This is a genomic window from Ruegeria sp. R13_0 (assembly GCF_017743995.1).
GTDB lineage: Bacteria > Pseudomonadota > Alphaproteobacteria > Rhodobacterales > Rhodobacteraceae > Ruegeria.
The window spans coordinates 116,668-132,550 of sequence record NZ_JAGHRB010000001.1 but is presented as its reverse complement, the minus strand read 5'-3'; the positions used below and the strand labels follow the sequence as shown (position 1 = coordinate 132,550).

Genomic DNA, 15,883 nt, shown 5'->3' with positions numbered 1-15,883 from the left:
CGTCAGTTCGCCCTCAAATAAACGCCGATGGCGCTGTTTCTGTCGATTTCCTTCCGCCCCAACGTGCAGAAGGAATTCGGGTTCTCGTAGGTCACGCCGTTGGAGGCCAGATAAGCCTCACCCTTGGCGCGCATCCGGTCTTTTTCGGCATCGGATTCGACATAGTCCCGGATCTCTTGGTCCGAGTAGCCAAGGCTGTTCGCCTCGGACCGCAGCCCCCACATCACGTTGATCGCCTTCAGCTTTCGCCCACTGATCGAGGGGCAATAATCTGAGATCTCTTTCGCGACTGCGATGTAATACAGCTCATTGTCGATCTGTTTCACCTCACGCAAAGGCGGCTTGGCCTCGGCGATCGCGGGGATCATCAGCGCAAGACCGATGGCAAATTTTTTCGCATAAGACATGGCAGGTCCTTTCATCTTGGATCGACCAAGATGGGTGTCGCCCTGTCTGCTATGCAATAACAGACCGCTGGCCCTGCCGTGATATGCGGAAAATAGCCTCATGGTCTCTGGCAGGTTCCCGCAAGAGTCAGTTTATCGTCGCTGATGCGCAGGTTCTGCGGTTCGGTATCCGGGCCAACCTTCCAAACAATACGCGAAGAGCCGAAGTTCTGGATGCAGAATTTGGTACCTTCGAAACGCCCTGCCTCACGCGCGCCGTCAATCGAAGCGGAGGCGTTTCTTACCACGACAGTGAATTCAGTGGGGGTTTTGCGTTTGTCGACCGATTTGGCCTTGGCACGAAAATACTGGCCGTCAAACAGTACACGGTCCTCGGACGAGGCGGCGGCGCAGGCCGAGATCAGCACAAGCCCCGCCAGGCCAGCAAAGGTTGAGAATTTCATTGTCTTCACTTTGTTTATTCCTGTCAGATGGCTGGCATCTGGGCGGCTGCGCGCGCGATCAGAATGGTGTGTCATCCCGCTCACTCCGCTGCGACCTGAGCACAACGATTGTCGCGCCACTTGCTTGCTTGTTTCAAATCCGCCCATCCAAAGGCGTGTTCACTTGGACCTTTCTGGCGCAGACGCTCTAACCGCGCCATGGCTTCATCCAGATCTGGCTGGTGTCCTGCGGGCACCCACCACATGACGAAATGCTGATCCCCCAGCAGTTCAAACCACTCCTGACGGCGGTCGTAGAACTGTTTATGTATGGTGCCCCAGACAAATGTCTCAAGGCTCGCGACGTCTTCCCAAACCGTCAGGTTGGCGACAAATTGAGGATCACCCCCAATCGCGTTTTCCGTATTCCCGGTTCCCGGCTCGCCCGAGCCTTCCATCATCCATACAAAGCCCGGCATCCGCTTGCCCAGGCCGTTGACCTTGTCGAGATTGGCCATGAACTCAGCCACCCGAGGGTCATCCGTCGGGGCCAGCAGGCGGCCAATATTCAGTTCGGCCAGATGATATCCGTCGGGCTGCCTGATCATTCCGCTGCCATAGCCCCCATGCGGCCTGATTTCTGCGCCTTAATGCGGTCCTCGATCTCTTCGCGGAAGTTGCGGATCAGGCCCTGGATCGGCCAGGCCGCGGCATCGCCCAACGCGCAGATCGTGTGGCCTTCGACCTGCTTGGTCACGTCAAACAGCATGTCGATCTCTTCCAGTTCGGCCTCGCCGCGCACAAGGCGGTCCATCACGCGCATCATCCAGCCGGTGCCTTCGCGGCAGGGCGTACACTGGCCGCAGCTTTCATGCTTGTAGAATTTCGACAGCCTCCAGATCGCCTTGATGATGTCGGTGGACTTGTCCATCACGATCACCGCCGCCGTCCCAAGGCCCGAGCCGAGCTCACCGCGCAGATAGTCAAAATCCATGATCGCATCGCGCATGTTTTCACCGCGCACGCACGGAACAGACGATCCACCCGGAATCACCGCGAGCAGGTTGTCCCAGCCGCCGCGAATGCCTCCGCAATGGGTTTCGATCAGCTGCTCGAACGGGATCGACATCGCCTCTTCAACGACGCAGGGGTTGTTCACATGGCCCGAGATCGCAAACAGCTTGGTGCCGGCGTTGTTCTGACGACCAAAGCCTGCGAACCAGTCCGCGCCCCGGCGCAAGATGGTCGGCACAACGGCGATGGACTCCACGTTATTCACCGTGGTCGGGCAGCCATAGAGGCCCGCGCCAGCCGGGAATGGGGGCTTCATGCGCGGCATACCCTTTTTGCCCTCAAGGCTTTCGATCAGCGCTGTTTCTTCACCGCAGATGTAAGCGCCCGCGCCGTGATGCAGGAAGATGTCGAAATCCCATCCCGAGCCGGCCGCGTTCTTACCCAATAGCCCGGCGTCATAGGCCTCATCAATCGCGGCCTGCAGCGCCTCGCGTTCGCGGATGTATTCGCCGCGCAGGTAGATATAGCAGGTATGCGCATTCATCGCGAAAGAGGCAATCAGGCAGCCTTCGATCAGCGTATGCGGATCGTGGCGCATAATCTCACGGTCTTTGCAGGTGCCCGGCTCAGATTCATCCGCATTCACGACCAGATAAGACGGGCGGCCATCGCTTTCCTTGGGCATGAACGACCATTTCAGACCAGTTGGGAAGCCCGCGCCACCGCGCCCACGAAGCCCTGAGTCTTTCATCGTCTGGATGATCCAATCCCGACCCTTTTCGATCAGGCCAGCGGTGCCATCCCAATGACCTCGGGCTTGCGCGCCGCGCAGAGTACGCTCGTGCATCCCGTAGATGTTGGTAAAGATCCGGTCCTGATCCTTCAGCATCGCGTGTTACCCTTGGCTATCCTGACGCATGCGCCAGAGTTGAAATATGTTGACGCCTGCATAGATGAAGCCAGCCAAAGCGGCGAAATCAAATAGCAGTGCATAACGCCCCGGCATTCCAATCGCGGGGCCGATGAACAAGGTCATGCCAAGCCAAACCACCATCGTCACCGCGATGACGATGCCGATGTGGCGGCCCTTGCGGGCTATGGCTTGCTCTTTGTCCTTGTCCATCTCGTCCTTATGGCCCTTGCAGGGGCGTTTAGTCTTCGTAAGTGCCATCTTCCTTGGCACGTTTGGCGAATTCGGTCTCATCCCCAACGGCCAGCTTGGCCGCTTGTTCAATCCAGCCATCGCGTTCGATCCGGCCCTTGAACTTCAGGCGCGCATCCACCCAGGCCACGTGCTCAGGCGTCCAAGCCGCGATCTGATCATAGTGGAAAAAGCCCAGCTCGTTCAGCGTCTCTTCCAGCTTCGGCCCCACGCCTTTCAGCATCTTGAAGTCATCTGGCAGTCCCCCACGCGCCTCGGTCAGCGTTCGGGGTTTATCTTCCTCGACTTCTTTCGCCTTGGCTTCAGCGGCCTGTTTCACGGCAGGTTTCGGTGGCTCTGGCGCTTTTGGCGGTTTCGCCGCCGCCGATGCCCCAGCCTGTTTACCGTCTTTCCCCAACCAAGGCGTGAGGATCGGAACCTCAGTCCCGTCGATCCGCTTGACCGTATCGCCCAGTTCGGCCGCCAAGGCCACGCTGGCATTGTGTTCCGGCTTTCCAGCCTCATGTTCGGTCAGGCTGCTGAGGCCTTTCAAAGGCTCGGCCGCATATCGCCCGTTCTGAGGGCCGGGCGTAGGCACCTTCCCCGCCGCCAGATCGTCAATGATCTTGCCAAAACTCTCGGCGGTCAGGTCTTCATAGTAATCCTTGCCGATCTGCGCCATCGGAGCATTCGTACAGGACCCAAGGCATTCGACCTCTTCCCAGCTCAGCTTGCCATCAGCGGATAGCGCATGCGGCTTGGCCGCGATCTTGTCCTTGCAGACCGCAATCAGATCCTCGGCACCGCAAATCATGCAGGAGGTCGTGCCACACACCTGAATATGCGCCACCGAGCCGACCGGCTGCAGTTGGAACATGAAGTAGAACGAGGCGACCTCGAGCACACGGATATAGGCCATGCCCAGCATGTCGGCGACAGATTCAATCGCCGGGCGGGACAGCCAACCCTCCTGCTCCTGCGCGCGCCACAGCAGAGGGATCACCGCACTGGCCTGACGCCCCTCGGGGTATTTGGTAATTTGCGCTTCGGCCCATTGCTGGTTTGCAACGGTGAAGGCAAAGCTTTTGGGTTGTTCGGGGTGTAGCCTACGAAGCATCGGCCTCATCCAGTATTTCGATGTAACAAGAGTCTTTGGAGGCTCTGACGGCTAAGGTTACCCCTAGAGCACTAAATTCCGGGGACAAATAGTCACCCGATATCTGGGGCCTCTTACATTTGAGATCGGACACATACTCAACCTCCAATGGACGCAGCAATATGTTGAATGTCGAAACAGTCAAAATTGATGCGTCCAAATGCTGCTTGGCGCTCGTGGGTGGCCCCTCTTCGTAATTGGAGAAAGCAGCGCAATACTCACTATCATCCAAAGGCAACAAACAATACTCGAGGTTACTTGCCATTTTCGGAAGTATAGTTTGCCAAGTGTCATAAAACTGCTGACGTTCCGCATCCGTCACTTCAGCGGCTGAAATTGATGCCAATCCAAGGATTGTTCCTATGAAGAAAGGCAACCTCACCGATCAATCTCCCCAAACACCACATCCATAGTGCCAATGATCGCCGCAACGTCAGCCAGCTGATGCCCTCCGGCGACGTGATCCATGGCTTGCAGATGCAGGAAACCCGGCGCGCGCAGTTTGGCGCGGTAAGGCTTGTTGGTGCCGTCGGCGACCAGATAGACGCCGAATTCGCCTTTGGGGGCCTCGACGGCGGCGTAGACTTCGCCTGCGGGGACGTGGAAGCCTTCGGTATACAGTTTGAAGTGATGGATCAGGCTCTCCATCGAGGTCTTCATGTCCGAGCGTTTCGGCGGGGTGATCTTGCCACGTGCCAGTACGTCGCCCGGGCATTCGCGGATTTTGGCGATGGCCTGACGGATGATCAGCAGCGACTGGCGCATCTCTTCCATGCGGCAGAGATAGCGGTCGTAGCAGTCGCCATTCTTGCCGACGGGGATCTGGAACTCGAACTCGTCGTAGCATTCGTAGGGCTGCGCGCGGCGCAAATCCCACGCGAGGCCTGAGCCACGGACCATCACGCCCGAGAAGCCGTATTTCTGAATGTCATCCTCGGTCACCACACCGATATCGGCGTTGCGCTGCTTGAAGATGCGGTTTTCGGTCAACAACCCGTCAATGTCGTCGAGAACAGCGGGGAATTCGTGGCTCCATGCCTCGATATCGTCCAGCAGTTCGGGCGGCAGGTCCTGATGGACGCCGCCGGGGCGGAAATAGGCGGCGTGCAGGCGGGCGCCACAGGCGCGCTCATAGAACACCATCAGCTTTTCGCGTTCTTCAAAACCCCACAGCGGCGGGGTCAGAGCGCCCACATCCATCGCCTGTGTGGTCACGTTCAGCAGGTGGTTCAGGATGCGCCCGATCTCGGAATACAGAACCCGGATCAGCGAGCCGCGGCGTGGCACTTCAACCCCAGTCAATTTCTCAATCGCCAGACACCAGGCATGCTCCTGGTTCATCGGCGCCACGTAATCCAGACGGTCGAAATACGGCAAGTTCTGCAGATACGTCCGGCTTTCCATCAGCTTTTCGGTGCCACGGTGCAGCAGACCGATATGCGGATCGCAGCGTTCGACGATTTCTCCGTCCAGCTCAAGCACCAAACGCAAAACGCCATGCGCTGCAGGGTGTTGCGGGCCGAAGTTGATGTTGAAATTGCGGATTTTCTGCTCGCCGCTCAGCGCGTCCGTGCTGCCGTCATCATATCTTGAGCCGTCCATCATGAGACCTCAGAATATCGACGCTCTGCACGAGCGATAGTTGAAAAAATTAGCGCTACAGGACCAATCATTGGCAATAAGAAGAGCGCCACGCGGCGTGCTGGAACCTTTTGGATTCGAGCCACGATCAACAGTGGTGCGAGCAAAAAACCATACGCGCCCAATCCCACCGATATCACGGTCAAAAAATCGACAAATGACACTTCGACAAAACCCATCAGCTGCGCCCCCGCTTTTTCTTTGCGTCCGCGCGCACCCGGACTTTCTCGGCCTCAGCCGCCTTGGCTGCGGCGCCGGCAAGCAGCACCCCAAGAGCGCCCAAAATGATCAGTTCCCCCAGCATCTCAGCGACGCTCCATCTCTTGCAGCTTCATGGCCATGATCCACAGCAGGATCAACGTTCCAATCGGAATGACACAGGCAAACGCCCAGAACTTCTCGATCCCGAAATGCGGCAGCAGTTTCAGCATCGGGATGATCGTGGCGATCGTGAAAGCGATCCAGATCAGGAACTCCATGGCTTACGACTCCTGTTTTTCATCCCCCGGAAGAATGTAGTTGGCACCTTCCCATGGGGACATGAAATCAAACTGACGGTATTCCTGCACGAGGCTGACGGGTTCATAAACCACGCGTTTCTGCGCCTCGTCATAACGAACCTCGGTATAGCCGGTGGTCGGGAAATCCTTGCGTAACGGATAGCCGCGGAACCCGTAATCGGTCAGGATGCGCCGCAGGTCCGGATGGCCCGAGAACAGGATGCCGAACATGTCGAATACCTCACGCTCGAACCAGTTGGCCGAGGGATGGGTATCGACGATCGAGGGCACCATGTCTTCTTCGCGGATCGAAACCCGCAGACGAATGCGCTGGTTCTGGTACATCGACAGGAAGTGATAGACTACGTCGAACCGCTTGGCGCGTTCGGGGTAATCCACGCCTGTGATATCGACCAGAGTCGAGAACTGGCAAGAGCGGTCGCTTTTGAGGAATTCGATGAACTCCACAAGGTTTGACGGCGCCACATCCACGTTCAGCTCACCATGGGTGACGTCCCAAGACAACACACAGTCGGACCGTTTCAGTTCCAGATGCGTACCGAGTTCTTTGAGTGCTTCACTCATGTTCCGCACCTCCGTCATCACCATAGTCAAACCCGCCAAAAACCGACGCACCTCTGATTGCTTCTAGCGGATAGACTTCTTTCTTAGGCGTGCCATTGCCGAGTTGCCATGCGCATTCCACCTGATTGTCAGAAACACTAACAACGGTCATTTTGGCCCCTCCGCTCTTTAGTTCCACGACATCACCGACTTCAATCATAGCAACCTCAGCGCACGATCGTGCCGGTGCGGCGGATTTTGCGTTGCAGCTGCATCAGACCGTACAGCAGCGCCTCAGCGGTCGGAGGGCAGCCGGGGACGTAGATATCCACCGGAACGATACGGTCACAGCCGCGCACGACGGAATAGGAATAGTGATAATAGCCGCCGCCATTGGCGCAGGACCCCATCGAGATCACATAGCGCGGCTCGGGCATCTGGTCATAGACCTTGCGCAGCGCCGGAGCCATCTTGTTGGTCAGCGTACCGGCCACGATCATCACGTCGGACTGGCGTGGGGACGCACGCGGCGCGATGCCAAACCGTTCCGCGTCATAGCGCGGCATCGAGGTGTGCATCATCTCGACCGCGCAACAGGCCAAACCAAAGGTCATCCAATGCAAAGACCCGGTCCGCGCCCAATTGATGATGTCTTCGGTCGAGGTCAGCAGGAAGCCTTTGTCCTGCAGCTCGGCATTGAGGGCCTGGGTGGCGACTTCTTTGTCGACGCCGGCGGTATTTGCACCCGTCATCACTCCCATTCCAAGGCCCCCTTCTTCCATTCATAGGCAAAGCCGATGGTCAAAACGCCCAAGAAGACCATCATCGACCAGAACCCTACATCGCTGATGTCCTTAAAGCCCACGGCCCAAGGGAACAGGAACGCAATCTCTAGGTCGAAAATGATGAAAAGGATCGAAACCAGATAGAAGCGCACATCGAACTTCATCCGAGCGTCATCAAACGCGTTGAAGCCGCATTCATAGGCGCTGACTTTTTCGGGATCGGGGTTGCGAACTGCCAGAACGACAGCTGCCAGAATCAGGACAATTCCCAGGCCGATGGCTACGGCCAGAAACACCAGAATAGGGAGATACTCCCGCAGCAGGTCTTCCACGTCTAGCTCCTTTCCTGCGCATCCCCTTTCGGAGGGCGCCGTCAATTGGCGTGTTGACTCGACTTTCTCTAGCCCCACGCGGTCAGAGGGTCAACCGAACACAAGCGCGCACCACGTCATTCATCCCCTTGACAGACCTTCGGGAATCACCCCGATTTCGCCTCAGCGGACAATAGACGCCCCAAGTTAATCTTTGTTGTTCCACTTGGGGTTACGTTTTTCAAAGAATGCTTCGATGCCTTCGCGTGCTTCCGGCGTTTCCCATCGGGCGACCAACGCTTGGATGGTATGGTCAATCACACTGTCGTCAAGACGCGGGCCGAGGTTTTGAACCAAGGCCTTAGCGGATGCCACAGCCCCCGGCGCGCAGGACAGGTAGGGGGTGAGTTCATCCTCGACAGCGCGCATCAGTTGATCGGCTGGCACCACTTTTGCCAACAGGCCAAGCTCCACAGCCTCGGCGGCATCAAACAGACGCGCCGACATGAAAACGCGCCGCGCACGCGCCTCCCCCATCCGCGCGATCACGTATGGCCCAATCGTCGCTGGGATCAGGCCCAGTCGGGTCTCGGTCAGGCCCATTTTCAGGGTGTCAACGCCCACTGCCACATCGCAGACCGAAGCCAGACCGACGCCGCCGCCAAACGCGTTGCCTTGCAATGCACCAATCAAAGGTTTGGGCATCTCGTTCAGCGCCTTCAGCATTTCCGCCAACTTGCGCGCCTCGGTGAATCGGGTCTCGGCATCCGCAGCCATCTGATCGCGCATCCACCCCAGATCGCCCCCGGCGCAGAAACTCTTGCCAGAGCCGGTCAGCACAACAACGCGCACCGCCTCATCGCGCCCGAGCTGCTCCGCTGCCTGCGTCAATTCGCTGATCATCAGCGCCGACATGGCGTTGTGCTTTTCAGCGCGCGACAGGGTCAGCGTCGCAACGCCTCGGTTATCTGTGACGACCGCAATCGTTTCAAACATGTCAGCCTCTCATTGCCTGCGCCATCTGCGCGGCTTCGTCCAGAACTGCTGCGTCCAGACCGGTCTCATATCCCAGCCGCTCCAGATGGGCGGCGACGGCTTCGGTCGCGACATTGCCAGCCGCGCCGGGTGCATAGGGGCATCCGCCCAAGCCACCGACCGCAGAGTCAAACACCCGCACGCCCAGCGCCAGCGAGGCATCAATATTGTCCATGGCTCGCCCGTTGGTGTTGTGGAAATGGCCCGCAAGCCGGGTAACGGGCACCCTGTCGCGCACCGCCAGCAGCATATGCGCGATCTTGTCCGGGGTTCCCTGCCCGATCGTGTCGCCCAGCGAAATCTCATAGCACCCATGCGCGAACAGAGCGTCCGCGACCTCAGCCACTTTTTCCGGCGGAGTCGGACCGTCATATGGGCAATCGGTCACGCATGAGACATAGCCCCGGACCGGCAAGTCGATATGGCGCGCGGCCTCAAGGATCGGCGCGAACCGTTCAATGGATTCCGCGATGGTCGCGTTGATATTGGCTTTCGAGAACCCCTCGGAGGCTGATGCAAACACTGCGATCTCATCCGCTTTGGCCGCCAGCGCGTCTTCATAGCCGCGCAAGTTCGGCGTCAACGCCGCATAACGCACGCCCTCGGCCCGTTTGATTCCAGCCAGAACCGCGCCGCTTCCCGCCATCTGGGGCACCCATTTAGGGGACACAAAACTGGCCACCTCAATTCGGTTGAACCCGGCGCGGCTAAGGCAATCGACCAACGCCACCTTCTCGGCCACTGGAATCTCGCGCTGTTCGTTCTGAAGTCCATCCCTTGGCCCGACCTCGAATATCTCGACCCGCTCTTTCATCAGCGCATCCCTCCCCGGCTTCTTTTCGTTTTACATTTGGATGGCTCGACTGTGCCACGCAATGCACGGCCCGAACAGATCAATCCTCAGCCAATCGAACCAGCGCCGCGCCGGCCTCGACCTGCGCACCTGCGTCGGCCAACACCTCAGCCACCACACCGTCGCGCGCCGCAAGCAGTGAATGCTCCATCTTCATGGCTTCCAGAATCGCCAGCCGGTCACCCTCTTTCACCGCCTGCCCCGCCGAGGCAAATACGGCCTTGACCAGACCCGGCATCGGCGCCTCGATCACGTTGGTATCTCCTGCAGCGCTGGCATCGCGATCCAAGGGATCAACGATTTCGAACACCTGCCCATAGTCTTCAAACACCGTGACCTGAGAACCAGCGACGGCGACATGGGGCATGCGCTGTCCATCAATGGTCCAGCCACCATTGCGCTGCGCAATCACCTGCGCGCCATTCACAGTCCAGACCTGCCGGTGCGGGCCTTCCACCTGAACATCCAGATCAAGAACCTCACCGTCGCGCATCAGCTGCACGGCCCGGTGCAACGGCCCCCACAGGGTTAAGCCAGTCTCTGAGGTCGTCTCTGTCAGCCCCAGCGCTGTCATCGCCGCGGCCACCACGGAAGCATTGACCGCGTCCGTCGTCTGGACCAAATGCTCCAGATCGCGCCCGATCAGACCCGTATCCACATCGCCCGAGGCAAACCCACCATGGCGTGTCAGAGCGCCAAGGAAGGCCAGATTGGTAACCGTCCCGGCAACCTCGGTTTGACGCAGGGCGCGATGCAGGCTCTCAAGCGCGACCGCGCGGGTCGGACCATGCACGACGACCTTGGCGATCATCGGATCATACCAGGGGCTGATCGTATCCCCCGCCCGCACGCCACTATCCGCGCGGCACTCAGGCGGAAATCGCAGATGGGTCAAGGTTCCCGTTGCGGGCAAAAAGCCCTTGGGCACATCCTCGGCATAGAGCCGCGCCTCAAACGCGTGACCATTGATCGACAGGTCGTTCTGCTGCCTCGGTAAGCTTTCACCCGCTGCTACGCGCAACTGCCATTCGACCAGGTCCACACCCGTAATCGCCTCGGTCACAGGATGTTCAACCTGCAGGCGCGTGTTCATCTCCATGAACCAGAAGCGATCCGGCCGCAGCCCGTCGGACGCGTCGACAATGAACTCAACCGTCCCGGCACCTTTGTAGCCGATCGCCTCTGCCGCACGTACACCGGCCTGCCCCATCGCCTCGCGCATCTCGGGCGTCATACCGGGGGCCGGCGCCTCTTCAATCACCTTCTGATGTCGCCGTTGAAGCGAACAGTCCCGTTCAAACAGATGCACCGCATGGGTACCATCGCCAAAGACCTGAACCTCGATATGCCGAGGTTTGGCTACGAATTTCTCGACCAGAACCGCATCGTTGCCAAAGGCGGTCTTTGCCTCACCGCGCGCGCTGTCCAAGGCGTCCGAGAACGCTTCGGAAGTCTCAACCAACCGCATACCTTTGCCGCCGCCGCCCGCAACCGCCTTGATCAGAACGGGGTAGCCGATGGCCGCTGCTGCCTCGGCCAGATGAGCGGGGTCCTGATTGTCACCATGATATCCGGGCACAACGGGGACGCCTGCGTCCTCCATCAAAGCCTTGGCTGCATCCTTAAGACCCATCTTGCGGATCGCATCCGCCGATGGGCCGATGAATGTCAGCCCTGCAGCCTCAACCGCATCCACGAAATCCGGGTTCTCGGACAGAAACCCATAGCCGGGATGGATCGCCTGCGCCCCGGTCTCGAGCGCCGCCTGGATGATCACATCTCCCTTCAGATAGCTTTCAGCCGGAGCGGCCGCGCCGATATGCACCGCCTCATCTGCCATCTGCACATGCTTCGCCGAGGCATCCGCATCCGAATAGACGGCCACACAGGACACACCCATTTTCTGAGCGGTTTCGACAACACGACAGGCGATCTCACCCCGGTTTGCGATTAGGATTTTACTGAACATGACAAACCGCCTCTTCGAAGATAGAACCAGACGAGCATTCGGTGCTTAGGCTCCAAGAGGATGCAGTGCATTCGAAAGCTTCATCACGGAAATAGAACAGAAAGTTTCTCGCAAGGTCAGACCTGGCCGAAATTATGGTCCAAGGTGTTTCGTCGAGACTTTCTATAAAGTCGCCATCCACCTCGTAAAACTCTCCCCAAGCTGGCGCCACTTTGCTGAATCTGCACTGCCCACCGAACCACCCGTGATCATTGATCGACGTGAAACGAAATCGCTGGCAACCAGCAAACCGGATAAACAGATGCCCTCGCGCCAGATGCGATGGATTCAACCACTCATTTGGGCAAAACCGCAACCAGAGATCGCCACCTGCTCTTGCAGCTACCGGCATCGGCGCATTCGGATCCGCGTTCCAATCCTCGTTCAATTTCGTGAAATGTGTGTCCATTGGGAAATCACATCCTGAACACGCCGAAACGTGTTTCCTCGATCGGGGCGTTCAGAGCGGCGCTCAATGACAACGCCAAGACATCGCGGGATTTGCGTGGGTCGATGATGCCGTCATCCCACAACCGAGCAGAGGCATAGAGCGGATGAGACTGCTCCTCGAACATGTCCAAGGTCGGGCGCTTGAATTCGGCCTCTTCCTCGGCAGACCATGTCCCGCCCTGCCGCTCGATCCCGTCGCGCTTGACGGTAGCCAGAACGCCCGCCGCCTGCTCTCCGCCCATCACGGAAATCCGTGAGTTCGGCCAGGTCCACAGGAACCGAGGCTGATAGGCCCGACCCGCCATGCCATAGTTCCCGGCCCCGAAGGACCCTCCGACCAGCATCGTGATCTTCGGCACCGAGGTTGTCGCCACCGCCGTCACCATCTTGGCGCCATGCCGCGCGATGCCTTCGTTCTCGTATTTGCGACCGACCATAAAGCCGGTGATATTCTGCAGGAACACCAGTGGGATACGACGCTGAGAACATAGCTCAACAAAATGCGCGCCCTTCTGCGCGGCCTCGGAAAACAGCACGCCATTATTGGCGATGATTCCAACCGGGCAGCCTTTGACATGGGCAAAGCCGGTCACCAGCGTTTCCCCGAACCGCGGCTTGAACTCATCGAACCGAGAGCCATCAACCAGACGCGCGATCACCTCGCGGATGTCGTAGGGCGTGCGCAGATCAGCCGGAACAACACCGAGGATTTCCTCAGGGTCATATGCTGGGTCTTCTGGGCTGGCCCAATCTACCGTCTGCGGTTTGCTCAGGTTCAGCGACCCAACAGCCCGACGTGCCAAAGCCAGCGCGTGGGCGTCATCCTCGGCCAGATAATCCGCCACGCCGGACAGGCGCGTATGGACATCACCTCCGCCCAGATCTTCGGAACTCACAACCTCGCCGGTCGCCGCCTTGACCAAGGGCGGCCCGGCGAGAAAGATCGTGCCCTGTTCTTTCACGATGATCGTCACGTCGGACATGGCAGGCACATAGGCCCCACCCGCCGTACAAGAGCCCATCACCACGGCGATCTGAGCGATCCCCTTCGCGCTCATCCGCGCTTGGTTATAAAAGATGCGGCCAAAGTGGTCGCGGTCGGGGAAGACCTCATCCTGATTGGGCAGGTTCGCCCCGCCGCTGTCGACCAGATAGATACAGGGCAGATGGTTTTCCTCGGCGATCTCCTGCGCGCGGAGGTGTTTTTTGACGGTCATCGGATAGTAAGTGCCGCCCTTCACGGTGGCGTCGTTGCACACCACCATGACCTCACGCCCCTGTACCCGGCCAATCCCCGCGATCACCCCGGCACAAGGCGCGGCATCGCCATACATCCCATGAGCCGCCGTCGCGCCGATCTCCAGAAACGGAGACCCTGGATCGAGCAGATTCGCCACCCTGCGTCTGGGAAGCATCTTGCCCCGAGAGACATGCCGCGCGCGAGATTTCTCGCCACCGCCCATTCGAGCGGCTTCTGCGGCGGATGAAACTTGCGCCAGCGCGTCGAGATGGGCTGCGCGGTTTGTTTTGAAGCCCTCGGAGTTGGGCATGGCTTTGGATGTGAATTTCATAGGACCTCCACCGAGAACACTTTACGGAAGAAACGGGCGCGCAAAAGAACGAGCAAAAACGTGCCGAAAACCAATAAGCTCAAGGTCCCTGCGATTATCCGCAAGTCACCACCAGACCCGATAGTGAGCACCAACAAAAGTGCCAGAGAGAAAAACAAAGAAAGACCAAGCACTAGGGGAAGAACTATCCCCATCAGAATTGCTGAAATGCTGTATCGCCACCGCAAACGAATGTTCGATCGACAATTTGAACACTGACAACTTTCGTTGATCACGTATCCAGTCACTCCTCCGCGAACTGTCGTCAACAACGCAAACGCGGGCTGCATTTCATTGCACTTTGGGCAGCGAAATCCGGAGATTCTCGAAAAAAGGGTCAAGACACTTCCCCCGCCGCCCGCGCCTTCAACTCCTTCCGGATCACCTTCCCTGTCACCGTCATCGGCAACTCGTCCAGAAACGCCACCTCGCGCGGATAGGAGTACTGCGCCAGACGGTCCTTGACCCAGTCCTGCAACTCCGGCCCTGAGGCCTCGACCCCCGGTTTTAACACAACATAGGCCTTCACGATCTCGGTCCGCAGCGGGTCGGGCTTGCCGACCACGCCGACCGTTGCCACCGCCGGGTGGGTCAACAGGCAATCCTCGATCTCAGCCGGGCCGATGCGATATCCGGCTGAGGTGATCACGTCATCATCGCGGCCGACGAAGCGCAGATACTCGCCCTCCCAAACTCCTCGGTCTCCGGTGATCAGCCAATCGCCCCGGAACTTCTCAGCCGTGGCCTCGGGCCGGTTCCAGTATTCCAGTAGCATCGAGGCCGAGCCGCGCCGGATGGCCACATCGCCCTCGTCCCTCGTGGGCGTGCCGTCCTCATCAATCACCGCGACCTCATGGCCTGGTACCGGTTTGCCGATACAGCCGGGACGCACCGGGAAATCCTCGGCGCAGGACGAGACGACCATGTTGCATTCGGTCTGGCCGTAGAACTCGTTGATCGTCAGTCCAAAGGCCTGTTGCCCCCAAGCCAGCATCTCGGCGCCCAGAGGCTCACCTCCTGACGCGACCGAACGCAGCCCGGGGATGCTCTGATCCGCCGCTTTCAGCATCCGCAGCGCGGTCGGCGGGAAGAACACATTGCGCACGCCGCCGCGCGCGATCACATCGGCGCAGGCCTCGGGGGTGAATTTGTCCAGCCGTGAGGCCACCACCGGGATGCCCAGCGCGAGGCCCGGCATCAGGACATCGAACAGCCCTCCAATCCAGGCCCAATCCGCCGGGGTCCAGAGGCAATCCCCCGCGCGCAGGTGATTATGACTGATCGAAACGCCGGGCAGATGGCCGGTCAGCACGCGGTGCCCGTGCAAAGCCCCCTTTGGGCTGCCAGTTGTGCCCGACGTATAGATCAGCACGGCGGGGTCTTCGGGGCCGGTATTCGCAAAGGGCAGCTCTGGGCCGGGATGGGCAACCTCAGCGGCGATCACCGGCTCGGCCAGATCACCCAGCAGCTCGGCGCCCTCGGCATCCGTCAGAACGATCCCTGCCCCGGCATCCGCCACGCGGGAGCGCAGCGCGTCCTGTTTGAAAAGCTTGAACAGAGGCACCGAGATCGCGCCGATCTTCCAGATCGCCAGATGCGCCGCCGCACACCACGGAGACTGGCTGAGCAAAACGCCAACCCGTTCACCGGTCTGAACCTTGGGCAAGAGCGCCCGCGCAAGCCCATCGGCCATCTCGTGCAGTTGACCGTAAGTGACCGGCCTCTCTTCGCCCTCAGTTAGATCGACCAAGGCGACCTGCTCGGGCGGATGGGTCAGACACTGGCGCGCCATGTTCAGCCGATCGGGTACATCCCAGCCACCCGCCGAGCGCAAACCCGGTATGCGCAGATCGCCTGACATCAAAATTTTCCTTTATTTTCTGGGCCTGCAGTTATGTCACACTTGCCGGGTGCGCTCACGCAAATTTGACCCAGATCAGAGAGTGCAGGCAGCGCCCGTGCAAAACAGCGGTCATCAACTGAACC

The 15,883-nt window shown here is 59.2% G+C and carries 20 protein-coding genes; all 20 read right to left on the bottom strand.

Going from position 1 to position 15,883, the window contains the following annotated elements; genetic code table 11:
• Positions 1–2: 2 nt before the first annotated feature.
• Positions 3–407, bottom strand: coding sequence for a DUF5333 domain-containing protein (locus tag J7394_RS00615; protein ID WP_247747982.1), 405 nt, complete (start codon positions 405–407; stop codon positions 3–5).
• A gap of 98 nt (positions 408–505) precedes the next feature.
• Positions 506–850 carry a hypothetical protein gene (locus J7394_RS00610; RefSeq protein WP_209250256.1) on the bottom strand — a complete coding sequence of 115 codons (345 nt, stop codon included), beginning with the start codon at positions 848–850 and terminating at the stop codon, positions 506–508.
• Positions 851–930: 80 nt separating this feature from the next.
• A complete protein-coding gene (locus tag J7394_RS00605) occupies positions 931–1,437 on the bottom strand; it encodes a DUF3291 domain-containing protein (RefSeq protein WP_209250254.1) in 507 nt (168 codons plus the stop codon).
• A complete protein-coding gene (gene nuoF, locus J7394_RS00600; protein WP_170461087.1) occupies positions 1,434–2,732 on the bottom strand; it encodes an NADH-quinone oxidoreductase subunit NuoF in 1,299 nt (432 codons plus the stop codon). Before nuoF ends, J7394_RS00605 begins: the two co-directional genes overlap by 4 nt.
• A gap of 6 nt (positions 2,733–2,738) precedes the next feature.
• Positions 2,739–2,966 carry a DUF5337 domain-containing protein gene (locus tag J7394_RS00595; protein WP_209250253.1) on the bottom strand — a complete coding sequence of 76 codons (228 nt, stop codon included), beginning with the start codon at positions 2,964–2,966 and terminating at the stop codon, positions 2,739–2,741.
• Between the two features lie 28 nt (positions 2,967–2,994).
• Complete coding sequence (gene nuoE / locus J7394_RS00590) at positions 2,995–4,101, bottom strand: NADH-quinone oxidoreductase subunit NuoE (protein ID WP_209250252.1); 1,107 nt, start codon at positions 4,099–4,101, stop codon at positions 2,995–2,997.
• Positions 4,102–4,518: 417 nt separating this feature from the next.
• Positions 4,519–5,742: an NADH-quinone oxidoreductase subunit D gene (locus J7394_RS00585; RefSeq protein WP_170621366.1), complete on the bottom strand. Its 1,224-nt coding sequence runs from the start codon at positions 5,740–5,742 to the stop codon at positions 4,519–4,521.
• Positions 5,742–5,960: a hypothetical protein gene (locus J7394_RS00580; RefSeq protein ID WP_209250251.1), complete on the bottom strand. Its 219-nt coding sequence runs from the start codon at positions 5,958–5,960 to the stop codon at positions 5,742–5,744. Before J7394_RS00580 ends, J7394_RS00585 begins: the two co-directional genes overlap by 1 nt.
• The gene (locus J7394_RS22995) at positions 5,960–6,085 is read right to left on the bottom strand and encodes a hypothetical protein (RefSeq protein ID WP_256439753.1); all 126 of its coding nucleotides are present in this window, start codon (positions 6,083–6,085) and stop codon (positions 5,960–5,962) included. Before J7394_RS22995 ends, J7394_RS00580 begins: the two co-directional genes overlap by 1 nt.
• 1 nt (position 6,086) lies before the next feature.
• Entirely contained in the window at positions 6,087–6,260 is a 174-nt protein-coding gene (locus J7394_RS00575) for a hypothetical protein (protein WP_170461080.1), read from the bottom strand.
• 3 nt (positions 6,261–6,263) lie between these two features.
• A complete protein-coding gene (locus tag J7394_RS00570; protein ID WP_170375126.1) occupies positions 6,264–6,866 on the bottom strand; it encodes an NADH-quinone oxidoreductase subunit C in 603 nt (200 codons plus the stop codon).
• A complete protein-coding gene (locus J7394_RS00565; RefSeq protein ID WP_209250250.1) occupies positions 6,859–7,065 on the bottom strand; it encodes a YodC family protein in 207 nt (68 codons plus the stop codon). The genes J7394_RS00570 and J7394_RS00565 overlap by 8 nt, the downstream gene beginning before the upstream one ends.
• A gap of 7 nt (positions 7,066–7,072) precedes the next feature.
• Entirely contained in the window at positions 7,073–7,606 is a 534-nt protein-coding gene (locus tag J7394_RS00560; RefSeq protein ID WP_037307875.1) for an NADH-quinone oxidoreductase subunit B family protein, read from the bottom strand.
• Positions 7,597–7,962 carry an NADH-quinone oxidoreductase subunit A gene (locus J7394_RS00555; protein ID WP_170375125.1) on the bottom strand — a complete coding sequence of 122 codons (366 nt, stop codon included), beginning with the start codon at positions 7,960–7,962 and terminating at the stop codon, positions 7,597–7,599. Before J7394_RS00555 ends, J7394_RS00560 begins: the two co-directional genes overlap by 10 nt.
• 186 nt (positions 7,963–8,148) lie before the next feature.
• Positions 8,149–8,937, bottom strand: a complete 789-nt coding sequence (locus tag J7394_RS00550) for a crotonase/enoyl-CoA hydratase family protein (RefSeq protein ID WP_209250249.1) — start codon at positions 8,935–8,937, stop codon at positions 8,149–8,151.
• A 1-nt stretch (position 8,938) separates the two neighbouring features.
• Positions 8,939–9,790, bottom strand: a complete 852-nt coding sequence (locus tag J7394_RS00545; protein WP_209250248.1) for a hydroxymethylglutaryl-CoA lyase — start codon at positions 9,788–9,790, stop codon at positions 8,939–8,941.
• Between the two features lie 79 nt (positions 9,791–9,869).
• Positions 9,870–11,798, bottom strand: coding sequence for an acetyl/propionyl/methylcrotonyl-CoA carboxylase subunit alpha (locus J7394_RS00540; RefSeq protein ID WP_209250247.1), 1,929 nt, complete (start codon positions 11,796–11,798; stop codon positions 9,870–9,872).
• On the bottom strand, positions 11,788–12,246 hold the full coding sequence (locus tag J7394_RS00535) for a hypothetical protein (protein WP_209250245.1): 459 nt from the start codon (positions 12,244–12,246) through the stop codon (positions 11,788–11,790). The genes J7394_RS00540 and J7394_RS00535 overlap by 11 nt, the downstream gene beginning before the upstream one ends.
• 7 nt (positions 12,247–12,253) lie before the next feature.
• Entirely contained in the window at positions 12,254–13,858 is a 1,605-nt protein-coding gene (locus J7394_RS00530; RefSeq protein WP_209250243.1) for a carboxyl transferase domain-containing protein, read from the bottom strand.
• A gap of 376 nt (positions 13,859–14,234) precedes the next feature.
• Positions 14,235–15,758, bottom strand: a complete 1,524-nt coding sequence (locus tag J7394_RS00525) for an AMP-binding protein (protein WP_209250241.1) — start codon at positions 15,756–15,758, stop codon at positions 14,235–14,237.
• Positions 15,759–15,883 lie beyond the last annotated feature (125 nt).